The organism is uncultured Methanobrevibacter sp. (assembly GCF_902764455.1).
GTDB lineage: Archaea > Methanobacteriota > Methanobacteria > Methanobacteriales > Methanobacteriaceae > Methanocatella.
Genome location: NZ_CACWVY010000025.1, coordinates 14,622 through 34,178, shown reverse-complemented (window position 1 = coordinate 34,178; position 19,557 = coordinate 14,622). Strand labels below are relative to the sequence as shown.

General features: G+C 32.6%; 17 protein-coding genes. 6 read left to right on the top strand and 11 right to left on the bottom strand.

What is annotated here, in order from left to right; genetic code table 11:
* The 3 genes from QZU75_RS08940 to QZU75_RS08930 all read right to left on the bottom strand — a co-directional run.
* Positions 1–1,715 (bottom strand): right-handed parallel beta-helix repeat-containing protein (locus tag QZU75_RS08940; protein WP_296883138.1); only part of this gene is annotated, 1,715 nt, incomplete at its 3' end.
* A gap of 55 nt (positions 1,716–1,770) precedes the next feature.
* Positions 1,771–2,412: a fibrillarin-like rRNA/tRNA 2'-O-methyltransferase gene (locus tag QZU75_RS08935; protein WP_296883137.1), complete on the bottom strand. Its 642-nt coding sequence runs from the start codon at positions 2,410–2,412 to the stop codon at positions 1,771–1,773.
* A gap of 3 nt (positions 2,413–2,415) precedes the next feature.
* Positions 2,416–3,567, bottom strand: a complete 1,152-nt coding sequence (locus QZU75_RS08930; protein WP_296883136.1) for an NOP5/NOP56 family protein — start codon at positions 3,565–3,567, stop codon at positions 2,416–2,418.
* A gap of 106 nt (positions 3,568–3,673) precedes the next feature.
* Here QZU75_RS08930 and QZU75_RS08925 point away from each other — a divergent pair, with 106 nt between their 5' ends.
* The 5 genes from QZU75_RS08925 to QZU75_RS08905 are packed head-to-tail and all read left to right on the top strand — an operon-like array spanning position 3,674 to position 8,761.
* Complete coding sequence (locus QZU75_RS08925; protein ID WP_296883135.1) at positions 3,674–4,213, top strand: glycosyl transferase; 540 nt, start codon at positions 3,674–3,676, stop codon at positions 4,211–4,213.
* Positions 4,214–4,237: 24 nt separating this feature from the next.
* Positions 4,238–5,149, top strand: coding sequence for a dihydroorotate dehydrogenase (locus QZU75_RS08920; protein WP_296883134.1), 912 nt, complete (start codon positions 4,238–4,240; stop codon positions 5,147–5,149).
* 2 nt (positions 5,150–5,151) lie between these two features.
* Positions 5,152–5,952, top strand: a complete 801-nt coding sequence (locus QZU75_RS08915) for a dihydroorotate dehydrogenase electron transfer subunit (RefSeq protein WP_296883133.1) — start codon at positions 5,152–5,154, stop codon at positions 5,950–5,952.
* A gap of 13 nt (positions 5,953–5,965) precedes the next feature.
* Positions 5,966–6,970 carry an AI-2E family transporter gene (locus QZU75_RS08910; protein ID WP_296883132.1) on the top strand — a complete coding sequence of 335 codons (1,005 nt, stop codon included), beginning with the start codon at positions 5,966–5,968 and terminating at the stop codon, positions 6,968–6,970.
* Entirely contained in the window at positions 6,971–8,761 is a 1,791-nt protein-coding gene (locus tag QZU75_RS08905) for a DNA-directed DNA polymerase (RefSeq protein ID WP_296883131.1), read from the top strand. It begins immediately after the preceding gene.
* A 16-nt stretch (positions 8,762–8,777) separates the two neighbouring features.
* Here the strand turns inward: QZU75_RS08905 and QZU75_RS08900 are convergent, their stop codons facing one another.
* From QZU75_RS08900 to psmB, 5 genes are all read right to left on the bottom strand, one after another.
* Positions 8,778–11,057, bottom strand: a complete 2,280-nt coding sequence (locus QZU75_RS08900) for a hypothetical protein (protein WP_296883129.1) — start codon at positions 11,055–11,057, stop codon at positions 8,778–8,780.
* Between the two features lie 190 nt (positions 11,058–11,247).
* On the bottom strand, positions 11,248–12,276 hold the full coding sequence (gene comC, locus QZU75_RS08895) for an L-sulfolactate dehydrogenase (protein WP_296883127.1): 1,029 nt from the start codon (positions 12,274–12,276) through the stop codon (positions 11,248–11,250).
* Between the two features lie 25 nt (positions 12,277–12,301).
* Positions 12,302–13,321, bottom strand: coding sequence for a phosphoribosylformylglycinamidine cyclo-ligase (purM, locus tag QZU75_RS08890; protein WP_296883126.1), 1,020 nt, complete (start codon positions 13,319–13,321; stop codon positions 12,302–12,304).
* Between the two features lie 100 nt (positions 13,322–13,421).
* A complete protein-coding gene (locus QZU75_RS08885) occupies positions 13,422–15,335 on the bottom strand; it encodes a beta-CASP ribonuclease aCPSF1 (RefSeq protein ID WP_296883124.1) in 1,914 nt (637 codons plus the stop codon).
* Between the two features lie 136 nt (positions 15,336–15,471).
* Positions 15,472–16,086 (bottom strand): archaeal proteasome endopeptidase complex subunit beta, encoded by a 615-nt coding sequence (psmB, locus tag QZU75_RS08880; protein WP_296883122.1) that lies wholly within the window; start codon positions 16,084–16,086, stop codon positions 15,472–15,474.
* A gap of 186 nt (positions 16,087–16,272) precedes the next feature.
* Between psmB and QZU75_RS08875 the strand changes: the two genes are divergently transcribed.
* Complete coding sequence (locus QZU75_RS08875; RefSeq protein WP_296883119.1) at positions 16,273–17,001, top strand: class I SAM-dependent methyltransferase family protein; 729 nt, start codon at positions 16,273–16,275, stop codon at positions 16,999–17,001.
* On the opposite strand, the gene cofG is transcribed toward QZU75_RS08875, so the two are convergent.
* Genes cofG through mptA form a run of 3 tightly spaced genes read right to left on the bottom strand, consistent with a single transcriptional unit; the run spans position 16,979 to position 19,472 of the window.
* Positions 16,979–18,076, bottom strand: coding sequence for a 7,8-didemethyl-8-hydroxy-5-deazariboflavin synthase subunit CofG (gene cofG / locus QZU75_RS08870; protein WP_296883117.1), 1,098 nt, complete (start codon positions 18,074–18,076; stop codon positions 16,979–16,981). The genes QZU75_RS08875 and cofG overlap by 23 nt on opposite strands.
* Entirely contained in the window at positions 18,073–18,519 is a 447-nt protein-coding gene (locus QZU75_RS08865) for a DUF2120 family protein (RefSeq protein WP_296883115.1), read from the bottom strand. The genes cofG and QZU75_RS08865 overlap by 4 nt, the downstream gene beginning before the upstream one ends.
* Before the next feature lie 11 nt (positions 18,520–18,530).
* Entirely contained in the window at positions 18,531–19,472 is a 942-nt protein-coding gene (gene mptA / locus QZU75_RS08860; protein WP_296883113.1) for a GTP cyclohydrolase MptA, read from the bottom strand.
* Positions 19,473–19,557 lie beyond the last annotated feature (85 nt).

Genomic DNA, 19,557 nt, shown 5'->3' with positions numbered 1-19,557 from the left:
GCTTTTAAAACATTTGACTCCAATCCTCCAATTGCTGCAAAAGCCCAGCAGTTACCCTCATCCATCTGGTCCTTAACGGAAGTGGTCTGATTTAAGTCAACTAAATTGTAATAATGAGGGATGTAATCAGTATCAGTATAATTGCCTATGAAAAATGTGTAATTTCTGCTGATAATTATTAGATTATCCTGATTATATGAAATGTAATTGACATATATGGTTTCATTGTCTTTTGCTGAATTATTCTCATAATCATTTTTTGAAAAATCTTGAGTTGATTTGGAAATGATATAAATTGCGCTACCATAACCGCTGGCATTATTGTTCTTGAATGTATTGTTTTCAATCACTACATTTTCTATATTTGATAAATATGTTGCAGATCCGAAATTACCTGTATTTAATGAAAGTAATGAGTTTATTAATTTTAAGTTACCTTCCTGGTGGAAATAAGATCCAATTAGGCTTGATGAATTTGTTATAGTCAGATTACTACAGTATATTGCTCCGCCTTTTGATGTTGAAGAGCAATTGATAAACTCAGTTGAGGTGATGTTTATTTGAGACGGATCCTTGAATAAATTTTCAAAAAATATTGCACCTCCTCTATCGGATTGAGAATTATAAAACTTACAATCGTTGATATTGTTGTTTCCACTAGAGATATAAATGGACCCTCCGGTTTGCTTTGCTTTTGAATCATAAAATGTACAATTGTCAACATTGAAATTTGAAAGGTCGGAATATATTGATCCTCCCCTTTTTCCGGCAGAATTGTTTATAAATTCACAATTGGAGATGTAAAGATTCCCTCCCCGTGTATAGACGGACCCATATGAGGATGTGCCTGTATTGTTAATGAATTCACAACCCTCAATTGAAACGTCACCCTTATTTGAACGAATACATGGGGTGCTTTTTGCGGTATTGTTCACGAATTTGGAATCTTTTATATTGATTGGCGATTTTTCGCATATCACTGCTCCTGAAACAGATCCTACTTTGTTGTTGATAAATTCACAGTTGGAAATGTTGATGATTGAATTTTCGGCATAAATTATTCCATAAGTTATATACTCATCTGACATGACGTTTTCGTTGTCAATGATTTTTGAGTCTTTAATATTCACTGTGCTGTAATATGCTTCTAAGATGCCTGCATCTAAATTGGTGTTATTGTAAAATGTACAATTCCTCAGATTGATATTGCTGCTGTCATAGTAGTCGTTGTAAATCATTCCTGTTGGGAAGTCTTCAGAATATTTGTATTTGAAATCTCTGAAAATGACATTTGTTGCGGTCAGGTTTTCGGGAGCTTGGATTTTGATGTTTTTCAAGGTCAGGTTGCTAAATGATAAAAATTCAGTTATGTGGATTGTGCTTCCGTTACCATTGATAATGGTTTTTGATGTGTCTTCGCCGATAAATGTAATGTTTCTGTGTTCGTATTTCTGCTTATAGTCATATTCTCCATTTGTCAAGTAAATGCTCGAATCATTTATAAGGTCATTGTCTGTCAATTCTTTATGTGGTGTGTCAACAGATAAAACGTCTCCGGCATTGTCAATCTTTTCATTTAGAAGATTATTGTTAGAAATTGTGTTTTCGTTGTCTATTTCAATTAAATCAGTATTATTATTGCTTGCGCTTGTTGAGGGGATAATAAACAATAAAAATATTAGAAATATTGTAATTAAGTATTTATTTTTTAACATGATATCCCTCCTTAATCTTATTTGTTATTCTTAATAATTATGATGATAAATCCATTTAAAAATTTTTTTCTACTAACAATGCAATATGGTCTTTTTCGTAGGGTTCTAGTTTCACTTTTTCAATAATCTTAAAACCTTTTTCTTTCAGTTTCTTCTCTTGTTCTTTGAATATCTTTTTTGGTTTTTGAACCACGTCAATACTTCTAGCTTTTATCATTAATAAGCCAACACCTTTATCCTTTGCAAATAAATTCATATTTTTCATGAAAAGTTCACTTTGTGTTGGTTGAGCAACATCACAGTAAACTAGGTCTGCTTTTTCAACCAGATTTAAATATCCTTTGGGTTTGGTTGCATCTCCTAAAATTGGAGCAATATTGGGCCTTTGACGTGAAAGCCGGACTAATTTTTTTGCTGTTGTTGGTGAAAATTCAACTGCGTATATTCTTCCGTTGATTGTGATGTCAGAAATATGTGAAACTGTTGTTCCGGTTGATGCGCCTAAGTATAGCACTTTTGAAGTGTCTAAAATCTCCAAATTTTCCAGCCCATTTAAAAGGGCGGCTGCTAATTTGGAACGTTTAGGATTCCATATCCGGTATTCCTCATCTTCTTTTATTAATTCTTCACCATAAACTGAGATGCCCGGAGTTAAATTTTTGGTAGCTACATTACCATCTTTAAAATAAACATTCATGTTTCATCTCCTTTTCTTTCTTTTTTTACCTTTTCTTTTCTTATTTTTTACTTTGCCTTTTTCTTCTTTTCTTTTTTTAGTTGTTTTAGTTGGAAAAGGATTATTTTTTTCAATTTCTTCTACTTTTTCGATAAATTCATTAAATGCATTTTCATCAAATGATTTTGTAAAAACGTCTCTGCGCACAGCTAGTGAAATTTTGCTTGCTAGCATTCTGGCAATTTTACCTCTATTCCACCATTTTGCACCTCTTACTTGGGGGTGCTGATATATCAAACCGTATTTTGGAGGTCTTTCTCCAGTTTTTAGATGTCTGAATAATGCCTTTTCCGCACCCATTATCTGAACGGTACTTGAAGGGTAAGTTGCAAGTCGTTTCAGGCCGCCTGCATGTGAAATTAACTTGGCTCCAAGTGATGATCCTACAAGCAGTCTTAAATTCGGAGCTATGGATTCCATTTTATTATCTATGTATTCTTCTATTTCCTTTCTTGTTTTTTGAAGCTCAAAAATGGAATTTGCATATTTATTCATTATTTCCAAATCTAACGGGTTGATATCATCTTCCAAATCCAAGACATTGTCTGGGAATGCATCAGGTTTAGCTTCCATAATCTTTTCTTTAGTTTTATTTTGGGAAATTAATTTTATATATGTCTCATTATTTCTAATCACGTCCATTTCGGGGAAGTACAGAGCATACCATTCTCTAACACGTTCAATCAGTTTGGATATGCTTTCATCAATTTCATCAATGGAATTTATAGCTTGAATTAAATGTTTGTCTTCACTTGCAGATTCTTTTTTAATCTTATAAATAGCTAATCTCTGGTAAATATCGGTAATCTCTTCATTGCTTAAATCAAATTTATCATAATTATTTCTTAAATATTCTCCGCCCTGATTCGGGTTTTGAATGGTAATTTTATCGTTTGAATAATCGGATAATCTTTTATTTGACTCAATTATTACTTCATCATATTTTTTTGAAACTTCTTCAATTATTTCAAGTTCTTCAGCTACCACTTGTTTTTCTGCAATCTGACCTAATCTGTCAATTATTTCATCTTCCGGAAATAACTTTTCACAAATTAGTTCATTTTCACTATTAAAAGCTAAAAATCCCTTAATAGAGTAAGTTATATAGCATCGCATGAAATTAAATATTTTTTTTATTTTTAATAAATATTATGAAAAGATTTAATTTATTCAAAATTTAAATTAAATTTATAGATTTTTCTATTTTTTTGGAATTGTTATTATGTCAAAACAAAGTTTTAGAGATTTAAAAAATGAAATTGAACTTAAAAATGCAGAAATTGATGAACTTACAATGGAACTTCAGGATAAGACTGAAGAAATTAACAAGTTAAAGTTATATTCTACAAAGCTTAAATATGAAAAGAAAAATTTAGAAGATAAACTTGACACTAAAATCGATTATGACAAGGCCACAATGAAAGAATTGGATGATTTGGTAGATAAACTGAAGGAAAAGGATTCAATTATTGAAGATAAACAGGATCAGGTAAGATATTTGAGGTCATTAATTGATGATTATAAGCAGCAGCTGAATGCAAACACTGAAAACTTGGAAGTTCAACTTAGAAAAATCACTAAAACATATGAAAGTTTACTTGAGCAAAAGGATGCTATTATTCAAAAACAGGATGAAGAAATTTCCAATCTAATCAAATCCAAAGAAGAAATCATCAAATCAAATAAAACAAATGTTATCAGTTTAAAATTGCAAAATGAAAAATATCAAGAAATCATTGATAAATTAACAAAAACTAATTAAATAATTAATTACAAAGTTGATATTATGTTAAACACAAATATTTGCGGGGTAGAATTTAGAAATCCTTTAATGTTGGCTGCAGGTATTATGGGAAGTAATGCTTCATCCATGAATTGGATTTTAAAGTCAGGTGCAGGAGGGGTAGTAACCAAATCTTTTTCCCTAAATCCTCATCCGGGTTATCCAAATCCAACAACTGTTGCAGTTGAAGGAGGTATTTTAAATGCAATCGGACTTTCAAATCCGGGTGTAGATAATTTTAAAGAAGAATTAAAAAGAATTGAAAGGCAAAACAATGTTGTTATTGCTTCTATTTATGGAGCTACACCTGATGAATTTTCAAAATTGGTTGGTGATGTTCAGGAGTATGTTGACATGATTGAACTGAATATATCCTGTCCTCATGCAATGGAAGGTTTTGGAGCCTCTATTGGTCAGGACTGTAATTTAAGTCACACAATTGTTTCAGCGGCAAAAGATGCTGCAGATGTTCCAATCATTGCCAAATTAACTCCTAATGTTACAGACATTACTGAAATTGCCAAAACCTGTGAGGATGCTGGTGCTGATGTAATATCTCTCATTAACACATTAGGTCCTGGAATGAAAATTAACATTGACGCTGCAAGACCTGTCTTATTCCACAAGTCCGGAGGAATGAGTGGCCGCGCAATAAAACCGATTGCAATCAGCAATGTTTATTCTGTTTATGAAGCGGTTGATATTCCGTTGATTGGTGTTGGCGGGATATATACATTTGAAGATGTTGTGGAATTTATTTTTGCCGGTGCAAGAGCTGTCCAGATAGGAACTGCCATTATGGATGAAGGTGTGGAAGTATTTGGCAAAATAAATGAAGGACTGGAAAAATTCATGAGTGAAAAAGGGTATTCCTCCATTGATGAAATGGTAGGTTTGGCTCACAGGGAGTTGTAAAAATGATTAACGAACCGAAAATAGTTGAAATAAAAGAAATTATTGAAGAGACTCCTACAATTAAGACTTTTAAATTTGATTGGGACATGAAATCATTAGGACGCCCTAATCCTGGTGAGTTTGTAATGGTTTGGAACTTTAGAAATGAAAAACCGATGTCAATCTCTCAGATAAATGATAATGAACTGGCCATCAGCGTTAAAAATATCGGTGAATTTACTTCTCAACTCCATGACCTCAATGTCGGCGATCAGATAGGAGTAAGAGGTAGTTACGGTAATGGTTTCAATAATTCATTTGAAGGCAAAAATATTTTGGCTATTGGTGGAGGAGTTGGAATGGCTCCTATTGCATCAATTACTTCAGATTTATTGAATAAAAACAATAATGTTGATGTTGTTGCAGCTGCAGTGACAAAAGACGAATTGCTGTTCATTGATTATTTGGAAAAATTGGGAGCTACCATTCATCCATGTACTGATGATGGAAGTTTTGGATTTAAAGGATTTGCAACTGATTGTACTATAACTTTACTTGAAGATTCGACTTATGATTATGCATTTGTTTGCGGTCCTGAGATAATGATGAAAGGTATCTTTAATATTCTTGAAGATGCTTCAATACCTGCCCAATATTCTCTTGAAAGATACATGAAATGCGCTCTTGGAGTGTGTGGTCAATGTTGTGTTGATGATGAAGGTTGGAGAATATGTGTGGAAGGTCCTGTTTTTGAAAATGAAAAGATTTATAAAATTTCAGAATTCGGAAAATACAGAAGGGATGCTTCAGGCGTAAAATACTGAATAGGATGATATTATGGGAGTTGACATTAAAAATTACTTAAATCCGCCGATTCTGCTGGTGATTTTTTTATTGGTAGTTTCATTAATGTTCATATTCCCTGTTTTAAACATGATTCTTTTAGGGGCTATCCTATCTTACTTGGTTAAACCGGTAGCCCGTAAAATTCAATCAAAATTAAAATTTTCATCAGTTTCTATTATATTGGCAATGATTGTTGTATTGGTGCCGTTAATACTGCTTGTAGCTTACGTTTCTTATGAACTTTCATCTGTAATCACATCAATGATGGCAAATAACTATTATGCCGACATTGATAAATTTATTTCACAATTGCCTATAGATATGGGATCTATCAATTCCTCAATCAATTCTTCATTAAACGAAATAGGAAAATATGTTCTGCAATATGCAGTTACTTTCTTAAGCAAATTCTTTAATCTCAGCTTGGACTTGTTTATTTTGGTATGTTCAGTATTTTATTTTGTCAGAGATGGAGATAAATGCTTAAGTTTTGTAAGAGACTTTGTTCCTGATGATTCCAAGAAATTTTTTGACAATACTGTTGAATCGGTAAAGGATGTTTTAAGAAGCATTTTTTACGGGCATGTCCTGACCTCTGTAATCATAGGTATTTTTGGAGCAATAGGTTATAGTCTTTTAGGCTATCCGTTTGGAATATTTTTAGGTGTATTGACTGGAATTCTGCAGCTGATTCCAATATTCGGACCGTGGCCTATTTACTGGGCATTGTTTTTTATGGATATCTTCTCGGGCAATTATCCAAGGGCAATCGTTGTGCTGTTATTCGGATTCTTCCTAAGCACAGTTGATATGTATATAAGGCCTGCCCTGTCAAGTCATTATGCTGAAATTCATCCTTTAATACTGTTAATAGGATTCTTGTCAGGTCCTTTGGTCTATGGAATTGTAGGTTTTATTGTTGGTCCTTTAATTTTAGGAATAACCTATACTGTTTTAGATAATTATAGAAAAGAATATCTTCTTGGAGAGGAGTAAATGCAGAGAAATGTTGTTATTTTAGATATTGATTATGTAACATTCGAAGATAAGCCTGTAATCAGATTATTTTCAAAAGATGGTGATAAAAATGTCATACTCCTTGATGATACATTCGAACCATATTTATATGTTGTATCAGATAACATTGAAGAGTGTATTAAAGAGATTGAGGAAAATCTGGATGACGTTAAAGCAGAAAAAGTAATTAAAAAGGATTTCCAGATTGAAAATGAATTTGTAAAGGTAACTTTCAAACATCCTCAGGAACTTGCAAAAAACAGGGATAATCTCAGGGATTTGGAAAACGTTATTCAAATAAGGGAATTTGACATTCCATTTTATAGAAGATATCTGATGGACCGTGATGTAATTCCAATGACTGAAGTGGTTGCTGTTGGAGAGGAAGTTGATTCCTTTTTAAAATTGGATTCCAAAAATCAGGATATAACAATTATCAAACTTACAGAAGATTTAAAACGTGTTGAAGATAATCCTCAAAAGTTCAGAATTTTAAGTTTCGATTTGGAGGTTAGAAACCCTCACGGCATGCCAAACTCTGAAGAGGATGAAATCATTATGATAGGTGTGGCAAGCAATTTCGGAATAAATCAGGTCATTTCAACAAAAACCAATTCCGAAAACCGTGATGACTTTGTAAATCAGGTTTCATCTGAAAGAGAGATGATTCAGGAGTTTGTCAAAATTATCAAAGACAATAATATTGACATTCTTGTAGGATACAACTCTGATAACTTTGATTTCCCATATCTGAAAGACCGTGCAAAATTATTGGGTGTGGATTTGGATATTGGAATGGATGAATCTGACGTTAAATATATCAGAAGAGGATATGCCAATGCTGCTTCTCTTAAAGGATTAATCCATGTAGATTTGTATCTTGTAATGAGAAGATACATGTCACTTGAAAGATATACATTGGAAAGAGTATATTATGAACTGTTTGGTGAAGAAAAGATAGATGTTCCTGGTGAGCAAATTTTTGAATTCTGGGACAATGGCGGTGAAGAGCTAGACAATCTCTTTGATTATTCTCTTGATGATGTAATTTCCACTTTAAAAATTGCTGAACAGACATTACCTCTTAATTTAGAACTTACCCGTATTATTGGTCAACCTTTATTTGACGTATCTCGTATGGCTACAGGCCAACAGGCAGAATGGTTTTTAGTTAAGCAGGCTTACTTTGATGATGAAGTTGTACCAAACAAACAGGGGTCTAATTTTGCAGACAGGGCTAATGCCGAAGACAATGAAGGGGGTTATGTAAGAGAACCTGAAACAGGCCTTCATGAAAATTTAGTACAGTTCGACTTTAGAAGCCTATATCCTAGTATAATCATTTCAAAAAACATATCTCCTGATGTAATGGTGCTGGGTGATGTTGAAAATGAAGAGGAGTACAATATTTCACCGGAACATGGAATTAAATTTAAAAAATCACCACAGGGGTTCATTCCTTCTGTTATTGACAAGATTTTACAGGAACGTTTTAGAATTAAACGTGAAATGAAGGCATCAGACGATCCACAACAAAAGAAAGCTTTAGATGTTCAGCAACAAGCTATCAAAAGGCTTGCAAATACCATGTATGGTATTTATGGTTTCCCACGTTTCAGATGGTATTCTTTTGAATGTGCAAAAGCAATTACTTCTTGGGGAAGACAATATATTAAATCATCAATAAAAAAAGCAGAAGAATACGGTTTTTATGCAATATATGCGGATACTGATGGTTTTTATGCGAAATATAAAAAAGAAAAAGATTAAGAGAAAATAAATTCTCTTATTTTGTTATTTTTATGCTTGATGTAGCAGATTTAGCTGATACGTATTTATCTCCAGAGCTTACAATAACTTTGTGAGTTCCGACTTTTAAGGATTTTACATTTAATTGTGCAATTCCTTTTGAATTGGTTTTTGCAGTGTAAGTTTTATAAGACTTACCTGTGTAAACTTTCATTTTTATTTTAACTCCTGATGAAACAACTTTTTTGGTTTTGGTGTTTTTAACAGTAACTTTAAAGTATTTGCTTGCACCTTTTTTAGCAGTTACTTTCGCAGGAGTTAATTTTGCTGTAGTCTTTTTAATCACAAATTGGGAAGTAACCTGTTTAGCGGTAAAGTTTTTCTTTTCACCTTGGGAAACTACGACTTTGTAAGTTCCTGGGTTAAATGTATCAAGTGAAATTCTTAATTTACCGTCTAATCCGGTTTGACCGTTGTAATTGTAATATCTGCTGCTTGAGATGAATATTTTCACATTAAGCTTAGCAGCATAAATCGGTTTTTTATTTTTAGTGTTATATAAGCGTATGACGAATGATTTTCCAGCTTTGTAGTATGTAGTTACTTTAGGAGCTGAAATTTTTCCACTAGCTTTTTTAACAGTATATGATTTTGATACTTTAGCTGCATCATATCTTGTATCTGCCATTTGTACAATTATTTTATGACTTCCAACTGCTGCCGGAGCATAATTAACAGTTATAACACCTTTTGCATTTGCTTGATAAAGGTAATTCTGTTTTTTGCTTCCAGTCTGAATTGTAACTAAAACAATTGCATTAGGAACAATTTCACCAGTTTTTTTGTTGGTAATCTTTATTGTGGCAGTATTTCCAGTATTGTAATAGATGGATGATGGGACATTTACTGTCATTTTAACCTCAGTTGGTAAAATGGTTATTTTTCCATCAACGCTTTTTTTGTTAATGTCAGTAGTATCATTGTTACTAACTGTTAAAGCATAATCTCCTGGTACTAAACCGGATACATTAATTTTACTGGTTCCATTATCGTCAGTTTGGAAATAATAATCTTTTGCAGTAGTATTTGCCATGTATAAATGGAGAATAACTCCGGACATTCCATCTCCAGTTTTAGCATTTGTTACATCAATAACTACTTGTTTGGTTGATCCGTAATGTTCTTTGTATGGATTGATAACAATGTTTATTGATGCTTTGTTAATAATAATATCTGTTTTATTAGTTCCTTTAACGTCTTTAGAACCTGTTAATGTTAATGAATAAGTTCCTGCAGGACAATATACGTAGTTAGCAAAGATGTATCCAGGATAGAAATCCTCATTTGGGATTGTGACGATACCATTTTTATCACTTGTAAATTCTTTGTTAGTACTGATACTCATACTTCCGCCACTATTACGGGTAATCCAAGTGAGTTGGGTTGTATTTTTCATTCCTGATACTGAAATAGTTTTATTTGGTAAAACTGCAAGGTTATTATCAATATCAAAAATTTGGAATGTAAGATTGCCTACAGAATAATCTGTTTCTTTATTTAATACAATAATTTTAACATTGTAAATTCTATTGATTGTAATAGTTTTAGTCAATGTTTTATTTTCAGCATAATTTATTGTTAAATTACCTGTAACATCAAAAGGATAGTCAAAGTGTAGTGCTTTATTAATAAGTTCAAAATTATCTATCGCTTTAGTAATTGTATTATTTCCGTCTTTATATGATGCAACCAAAGATATTTTATCTTTGTCTATGTCATATACAGTAACGCCATCAGTTATTTTGATAGGTACTACTGCTTTTTTAGTTGAATTTACATTAGCATTAGCTGCATCAATAATTTTTTCACCAATTACTGATAATTTCATTGTAGTTTGTGAACTTGTGTAATTTGCATTACCTAAAAATTTAATTATTATGCTGTGATTTCCAGCAGTTAAATTTTCAGTTAAAATGACACTGTCATTAGCATAATTAAATTTTATAACTTTACTTCCTTCAGTAACATTCAAATCTCCGGTTTTAATATTTACAGTCTGAGATTCATTGTCTTTTACAGTTACTGGAATTTTCGCAGTTTCTTTTTCGTTGATTGTTACATCATTAGAAACTACACTTGTAGCTTTTGGTGATGCGCCTTCATTTGTACCATTGTCTGAAAGGACATCAACAGATCCGTCATCAGCTGATAGGATATCTGCATCCATTGCAGCATCGCTAGCACAAACAGATCCAATACTTATCAATAGGAATATTGACATTACTATTAATAAGATATAAGAGTTTTTAAGTTTCATAACTTTTATTCCTCCTTTATAAAAAGAAAATTTTTTTTAAAAATGGTTAAATTTTCTAGTATAATAATTTAAGTTGTTATTTACTTATAAAGTTTTGTTCTATTTAACATTATCTTTAGAATAAATATGTTAAATTTGAATATAATTTACAATAAAATAATTAAAAAAATAGGGTATAGAAGAATAATAATTATTCTTCCATGTAGGAATCTATATCGATATCCAAATCGTTACAGATTTCTTTTAATTGCTCGTATAATTTTTCATCAATTTGAATTCCATTTGCTTCGGCTTCAGCAATTCTTTTAACTTCCAAATCTCCTGGAATTGCAACATTTTCTCCGGTAGCTCTGATTTGTGAAACGAAGTCTTCAGTATGTTCTACAAATTCACCGAAATCTCCAAATTTGGATGGATCAATTACAACATATAAATCTCCTTTAGTACAGTCTTTAGATGGAGATGCAGTTCCTGTTACTCCATGACCATATCCTGCCTGTACTAACGGACCAGTTAAAATTTCAATTAATGCTGAAAGGGCATATCCTTTAAAACCACCAAATGGTAAAATTGAACCTTCTAATGCTGCTTCAGGATCATTGGTTGGATTTCCATCTTTATCTAATGCCCATCCGTCAGGTAAATCTAAACCTTTTCTTTTTGATTCAATAATTTTTCCACGGGCAGTAACTGATGTTGCCATATCTACAGTAATATAAGTTTCTGATGGAATACCTAACGCAATAGGATTGGTTCCGATTAATGGTTCGCTTCCTCCTAATGGAGCAATAGCAGGGTCAGTATTTGCTAAAACGAGTCCTATACAATTTTCTCTTAATGCTAAATCAGAGTAAAATCCTGTTACTCCAAAGTGATTTGAATTGTGAACTCCCACACATCCAATACCCACTTCTTTTGCTTTTTTAATAGCAATTTGCATTGCTTTGTATGAAACAGCCTGACCAAATCCACTATTTCCATTGATTAATGCAATAGCGGGGGTTTCTTTTTCGATTGTAATATTGTCTTTTAAATTAATTGTACCTGCGTCGATACTAATTAAGTATTGTGGGAATCTACCAAGACCATGAGAGGTAAATCCTTTTAAATCCGCATCAATTGTAGCTTCCGCTACTAATTCCTGGTCTTCTTCGCTAGCTCCTAATTTTTTCAATATTTCTTTTACAAGAGCTATTTCTTTATCTTTCATTATCTTCATTCATTCGCACCTTCTTAATTATTAATCAGTATTCAATTTCAGATCCTTCAAAAGCTTTAACAGTGATTTTTTCATCATCTGTTACTTTACCGATAATTTGACAATTACAGTATTCTTTTAAAGTATTCATAATTTTTTCAGCTTCGTTTTCATCACATATTACAACAAAACCGACACCCATATTGAAAACTTTATACATTTCTTTGATGTCAACATCTTGTTGGTATATTAATTTGAATATTTCCGGAACTTCAGGAAGATCAGTTATGTCATACCCTACTCCTTTTTTCAAACGTCTGAGGTTTGTGAAACCTCCTCCGGTAATGTGAGCAAGTCCGTTAATATTATATTCCTTTTCAAATAATGCTACAATAGGTTTAACGTAAAGTTCAGTTGGTCTTATTAACTCTTCACCAATGGTGGTTTCTCCATTTGGCATTTTGTCATCGACACTAAATCCTGCATCGTCAAACAATGCTTTTCTAGCTAGGCTATATCCGTTAGAGTGGATACCATTACTTTCAATACCAATTAAAACATTTCCAGGTTGAATATTTTCGCCAGTAATGATTTTATCAATATCGACAAATCCAATACCTGTTCCTGCAAGGTCAAAATCTTTAATAATTCCTGGAAGTGATGCTGTTTCACCACCGATGATTGCAATTTTTGATTCTTCAGCACCTTTGACAAGACCTTCTGCAATTTCAGAAGCTCTTTCAGGGTCAGGTTTTTCAACAGCAAGATAATCCACTAAAGCTATAGGTTCTGCACCGACACATAAAATGTCATTTACAACCATTGCAATACAGTCAATACCTACAGTATCGTATTTATTCATCATTTCTGCAATTAAAATTTTACTTCCGACACCATCAGTACTCATTGCAATAGCTTTATCGCCTAATTTGACTAAAGCAGCATAATGGCCGCTATCTGTTATTATATCTCTACATGATAATGTTGATTTAAGTTTATCAGCTAGTTTTGAAACAGTAACTGCTTCAAGATCAATATCAACACCGGATTCTGAATAAGTAACCATTTTTACACCTATTGTTAATTTAAAATAAAATTTAATAATGTTGTAAATATTACAACATTTTATATTATAGTAATACTTTGTTGTAATTACTATATAATTATTAATGAATTCTCACACAGTCTAAATTAATTGGAGTTTTTGTTTCAATTTTATAACTTCTGTGAATTGAAGAAGCCAAGTCCACGGTTTTGTAAGGGTCACCATGGCATGTAATAACTTTTTCAGGTCTAGGATTGAGTCTTTTAACGTACTCCATTAATTGTCTTCTGTTTGAGTGTCCACTGAATCCGTTGATGGTTTTAACTTGCATTTTTACGCAGAATTGTCTAATTCTACCATCATCATCTTCAAGAGGAATTTCTTTCCAGCCTTTTTGAACTCTTCTACCCATTGAACCTTCAGACTGATATCCAACAAATATTAATGTGTTTCTTTCATCTTCACATAACCATTTGAAGTATTCTACAGAATTACCTCCGGTTAACATACCGGAAGTGGATAAAATGATTGCAGGTTGCTGGCTTTCAACAATCTCTTTTCTTTGGTCAATATTTTGAACTTTTTTAAACATGTCTGAAACGAATGGATTTCTGCCCATATGGAATATTTGGTCTCTTAAATCTTTACTTAAATATTCAGGTCTTGCTGTATGAATTGCGGTTGCTTCCCAAATCATTCCGTCAATGTAGATAGGCACTTCTTCTATTAATCCGTGTCTCATGTATTCTTCCAATACTACCATAAGTTCCTGTGCCCTTCCTACTGCAAATACTGGAACTAAAACTTTTCCGCCACGTTTAAGTGTCTTGTAAATGGTTTTCATCATTTCTTTTTCAGCATTATTTCTTGAAGGTTGCACATCCTCCCTTCCACCGTAGGTACTTTCCATAATTACGGTTTCAGCACGAGGGAATCTGATTGTTGCAGGTTCAAGTAATCTTGATGGTTCGTATTTGAAATCTCCAGTATAAACAAGGTTGTGTGCTCCATCACCAATGTGCATGTGAGATATTGCGGAACCAAGAATGTGGCCTGCATTATGCAATGTTAATCTAATATCTGGGGAAATATCTGTTACTTCTCCATAATCTAATGTGATGGTATTTTTAATTGCTTGTTTTACATGTTTTGATGTAAATGGTAAAGGATTGCCTTCTCTGTGGGCGATATCCAAATGATCAAATTGAAGTAATGTAGTTAAATCTCTGGTTGGAGTTGTACAATAAACAGGTCCTTCATATCCATAATGATAAAGGTATGGTACAAATCCACAGTGATCTAAGTGTGCGTGAGAAATAATAACTGCATCTAATTCTTCGATTGAAAATTCAGGTGCATTAAGATAAGGAAACGCATTTTTATTATCTGATGCAGCTACATTAACACCACAGTCTAGTAAGACACGGCTGTTAGGTGTTTGTAAAAGCATAGATGAACGTCCAACTTCTTTAAATCCTCCCATTGAAGTAACTCTTGCCCAGTCATTAGGATATTTACTTCCCTGATGGATTTGACGTCCGAGGCGTTGCAACATTTTCTTTCTTTCTTTGCTGCTGTTTTTTTGAATAGTTCTTATTTTTCCGATTATGTCTGAACTGATTGGAGGGGTTCTTAAAATTTTAGGCGCCCATCCGGTATTTTTTACAATATTTCTGGAGGTTACTCCATATTTTCCAATAACAAGTCCTGGTTTTTTAGCGGTAATCACCACTTCACCGGTAACAGTATCAAAATAAATATCAGTGATTTCAGCACCTTCAGGAACTATTTCATGAATCTTTTCAATAGTTTTTTCAGGTTCAAGTAATGCACTTTTATCAGATCTAATGATAATCCTTTTTCTAAGTTCTTTTGCAAGTGACCTTATCAAGTCACCGTTTTCAGTTATAATTTCTGGATTTTTGGTATAAACTACCACTTCAGGTCCTTCAAATTCAACTTTTGAAACTTGAATTTCATCAGGTAGCTTTTGCAAAATCTCCTTTTTAATATTCTCTAAAATATCTGAAGTCATATAATCCCTTCAAAAAAAGTTATGTGTATTAATTATAGTTTATGAAAAGCATTTAGCTATAATTAGTTGAATTTCATAAACTATGTACACATTATTATATAAAAAAATAGTTAGTTATGAAAAATTGTCTTTTGCTTTATATCTTATCCAAAACTGCATTAATTTTTTCATTATCTAACATTTCAAAGCCGTCTTTATCTACTTTGGCAACTAAATATCCGTTTCCGGAATATGTGTCACGTTCAGCAGCAGCTCTGATAGCTCTTATAGCTATTTCAATTCCTTCATCAGTTGTCAAATCATCTCTAAATCTGTCTTCAAGAACACCGTAAGCAACGATGGAACCTGATCCGGTAGATATGTATGTATCTTCAATCATACCTCCAGCAGGGTCTAAAGAGTAAAGAGATGGTTTGTCTCCATCCATTCCACCAAGTAATGTTTGAACATACATTGGTCCGGAACGTAATATGTTTGCTGTTAAGGATGCGGCTGCTTTTACACTTATTGCATCATTGTTTCTCATTTGGTATAATGATACTTCTGCTTCAATAACTTTCATTAAGCTTTGTGCATCTCCAACAGAACCAGCTATGGTTGTTACAATATGATCGTCAATTTTAAATATTTTTTCTGCGACTTTGTGAGCTACTAAATTTCCCATACTAGCTCTTCTTTCGCTTGCAAATACAACTCCATCTTTACAAGTAATTCCGACGGTTGTTGTACCTTCTAATATTTTGTCATCCATTTAAAACACCTCATATAAGTATTTAAAATATATATCTTATTTCAACTACTTGGCAGGTAATATATTAAAATTCAAATTAATATTGCTATTAATTTTTATTTAAAATCAGAATCAATAATTAGTATAAACTAACAATATTAATATTATCTATTTGTATATATAAACTTTTCTTATCGTGGTGTGTAAATGAAATACAAAAAAATTGGGGATATATTAATTTTGGATAATAAATATCCAAATGATGATTTTGAAGCGTTGTCTAAAAAGCATAATGTAAAGACGGTAATGAAAATAGACCATATTCAAGGAACTAAGCGTGAACCAGTCTATAAAATTCTTTATGGCAGTGAAACTGAAACAATCAATAAGGAAAATGGATGCTTGTTTAAATTAGATTTGTCGAAAGTAATGTGGTCTAAGGGAAATAATAACGAAAGATTAAGAATAGCCAAACTTGTTGAGGATAATGAAACAGTCATTGACATGTTTGCCGGAATAGGATATTTTTCAATACCTATTGGTGTCCATTCAAACCCTAAACAGGTATATGCAATAGAATTAAATCCCAATTCTCATTATTATCTGTGTGAAAATATCAAACTGAATAAATTGGATAATGTCACTCCAATTTTAGGAGATTGTATGGTTGAAACTCCGAAATTCAAGGCGGACCGTATTGTTATGGGATATGTTAAAACAACTCATCATTATTTAAAAGTAGCAATAGACAGTCTTAACAATGGAGGAATAATTCATTATCACGAAACAGTTCCTGAAAAATTAATCCAGACAAGGCCTATCGAAAGAATTAAATCACAGGCTGGTGACAGGGAAGTTGAACTTCTAAAAATAAATAAAATAAAAAAATATGCTCCTGGTGTGGAACATGTGGTTATTGACGCTCGGATAAATTAGTTATTTTATCTAAAATGTCTTTATTTAACCAATTTTTATTAAAGTATTTTTCATAAACGCATAATCTTTCGGTTAATTTGAATCCTTCATCTTCAGTCAGTTTTTTAAGTTCATCAATGCCTGGCCATGGTGATGTGATATTTACGTAATCAGGGCTGACTGGTGATACTCCTCCCCAATCATCTGCACCGCATAACAGAAATATTTGAGCTGTATCGCGATTAAGGTTGGGTGGCACTTGAATACTAACATCAGTATCTTTAAATACCATTGAAGCTGCTATGACTGTTTTTATCATATCTAAAAAGCTGGGACCTGTCCAATTTTCCATTTCAATTCCTGGAATCGGTGTGAAATTCTGTATGATTACTTCTTGAATATGTCCATACTCATCATAAATGTCTTTTATGGTCAACAATGAATCTGCAATTTCTTCTTTAGTTTCCCCTATTCCAATTAGTATTCCTGTGGTATACGGTATTTTCAGCTTTCCTGCATTTTTAATGGTTTCAATTCTCAGTTCCGGATTTTTCCCTGGACTTTTATTATGGGCAGGAAGTTCCATCAATCTTTTTGAACTGCTTTCAAGCATCAGTCCCATTGATGCATTAACCTCTTTTAGGAGTTTTAAGTCATCAAAACTAAAATTTCCTCCATTTGTATGAGGTAACAGACTGGTTTTTTCTAATGTCATTTTACAAATATCAACAATATAATCAACCATATTGTTATAGCCGTATTCCTTAAGTTTGATGCGTACTATTTCTTCTTCATCGGCATCTTCACCAAAAGTAAACAGTGCTTCGGTACACCCATATCTCTCAGCTTCTTTTAAATCCTCTAAAACCTCTTCTTTAGTTTTGAGAATAATAGCATGTGGATCATCAGGGCTCTTCTTAAAATTACAGTATCCACAATCATTTCTGCAGATTTCGGTTAAGGGTATAAAAATATTTTTAGAATAAGTAATTAGATTATTCTCCCTATATTTCGCGGTTTCTAGCATATATCTGATTGTGTCGCTATCATTTGCGTTTAATATTTGGAGAATATCTTCTTTAGTTATGGATTTCATTGTACTGTTTTATGTTCAGACACGGTTACTTCCACATATAATGGCGGAATTTCATTCCTGTCTTCCCAGATTGCAATAATAACATCAAAGTTTGGAAGTTCGAATATTTTATATTCAACTACAAGTCCCATAGATTCTAATTCTTCTTTTACTCTTAAGAATCCTCTATTGTCAACATCGGTTGTACTTCCTTCACTTTCTTTAATGTTTTTATCTCCCTCTTGCAAAATATCCTTAATTTTATCAGAACTGGCTTCTAATTCAGTTCCTCCTAAAATTTCACCAATTTCACTTAGTTTTGCCGAAAATTCATTAAGAGGTAAGATTTTCCTGCTCCTTCCTCTGACAATCAAAATTCTTTCATTATCAATTGCAGGTCTTGAGCCTTTAAAGGCATCAAAAAACCCCATGACTTGTCCTGCAATTTCATAAGTCTTTTTCATTAAATCAGATCCTATTCAATATTTAATTCTTCTTTTAATTCACCCATTGTGGTAACTTTTTCTGCAAATGCATTGTGCCTATGAATACTTTCATGATTTTCCTGACGTGATGTAATTAATGTGTCATCAGGGAAATGGGAGTATTTTTTAGCAATGCTTTCCATCATATTTCTGACACAGTCTTCAACAAATACTGGTTTTCTGTGTGCAGACATAACTGTTGCATTTTCATCTGGTCTTTTAAGTAATTCACATACTGGTGAACTCATTGAAGTTTCAATAATGTCAATAAGATCTTCTGCTTTAACGATATTGTTTTCAGGAACTTCTATAAGTAAGGTTCCCACTCCTCTTTGGTTGTGTGAAGCGAAAGTTACAGTATCTAATACTTTTTGAGTAGTTTCTTCATCTAAGAATTCCAATAATTTATTTTTATCAGATTCTCTCACGGATTCCTGTGCACATGGGCATACGGTCATTCCGATAACTTCAGCACCGATACTTTTTCTAATGCTTACATTACCGTCATCATCTCTTAAACCAACTGCTTTAGCAATTAATTTAGCCATTTCCTGAGTTTTATTTTTAGTCACTGGGGACTCTCTCATAAACATAAAATCGGTAGTCATTGAGATTTCAACACGTTTTGCATATTCATGTTTTTTCATCATGCAATCTACAATTTTAGCGCATAATGATTCAACATCAACTGTGGAATCTTCAGCAACAGTTTCAAGAACTTCACTTATTGCTTCAGGATTTCTAGACATGTGCACACCTTTTTGGTCATTTGGTAAATCAACAAATGCATCAAAGGTTGGTAATAATATTATAGGTCTTTTATTTCTTCTTTCTAGTTGTAATAATTTTTTTACTCCGGTCACTCCTACTCTAGTTAATTTGATAGGAATGCTTGGAGCATCATCTTGTGTGTCGGGTAAGCATACTGCCAATTTAATTACCTCGAAAAATTTTTCTTAATATTTTATATATATCATGTCTTTTTATTTATATATTTGTATGAATTTTAAAAATAAT

Bases quoted from the DNA above. Each gene is read 5' to 3' on its own strand.
- QZU75_RS08865 (WP_296883115.1), bottom strand. From the start codon at position 18,519: ATGAAAAAGACTTATGAAATTGCAGGACAAGTCATGGGGTTTTTTGAT.
- QZU75_RS08900 (WP_296883129.1), bottom strand. From the start codon at position 11,057: ATGAAACTTAAAAACTCTTATATCTTATTAATAGTAATGTCAATATTC.
- QZU75_RS08910 (WP_296883132.1), top strand. From the start codon at position 5,966: ATGGGAGTTGACATTAAAAATTACTTAAATCCGCCGATTCTGCTGGTG.
- comC (WP_296883127.1), bottom strand. From the start codon at position 12,276: ATGAAGATAATGAAAGATAAAGAAATAGCTCTTGTAAAAGAAATATTG.
- QZU75_RS08925 (WP_296883135.1), top strand. From the start codon at position 3,674: ATGTCAAAACAAAGTTTTAGAGATTTAAAAAATGAAATTGAACTTAAA.
- QZU75_RS08920 (WP_296883134.1), top strand. From the start codon at position 4,238: ATGTTAAACACAAATATTTGCGGGGTAGAATTTAGAAATCCTTTAATG.
- QZU75_RS08875 (WP_296883119.1), top strand. From the start codon at position 16,273: ATGAAATACAAAAAAATTGGGGATATATTAATTTTGGATAATAAATAT.
- purM (WP_296883126.1), bottom strand. From the start codon at position 13,321: ATGGTTACTTATTCAGAATCCGGTGTTGATATTGATCTTGAAGCAGTT.
- cofG (WP_296883117.1), bottom strand. From the start codon at position 18,076: ATGAAATCCATAACTAAAGAAGATATTCTCCAAATATTAAACGCAAAT.
- QZU75_RS08885 (WP_296883124.1), bottom strand. From the start codon at position 15,335: ATGACTTCAGATATTTTAGAGAATATTAAAAAGGAGATTTTGCAAAAG.
- psmB (WP_296883122.1), bottom strand. From the start codon at position 16,086: ATGGATGACAAAATATTAGAAGGTACAACAACCGTCGGAATTACTTGT.
- QZU75_RS08930 (WP_296883136.1), bottom strand. From the start codon at position 3,567: ATGCGATGCTATATAACTTACTCTATTAAGGGATTTTTAGCTTTTAAT.
- QZU75_RS08915 (WP_296883133.1), top strand. From the start codon at position 5,152: ATGATTAACGAACCGAAAATAGTTGAAATAAAAGAAATTATTGAAGAG.
- QZU75_RS08905 (WP_296883131.1), top strand. From the start codon at position 6,971: ATGCAGAGAAATGTTGTTATTTTAGATATTGATTATGTAACATTCGAA.
- QZU75_RS08935 (WP_296883137.1), bottom strand. From the start codon at position 2,412: ATGAATGTTTATTTTAAAGATGGTAATGTAGCTACCAAAAATTTAACT.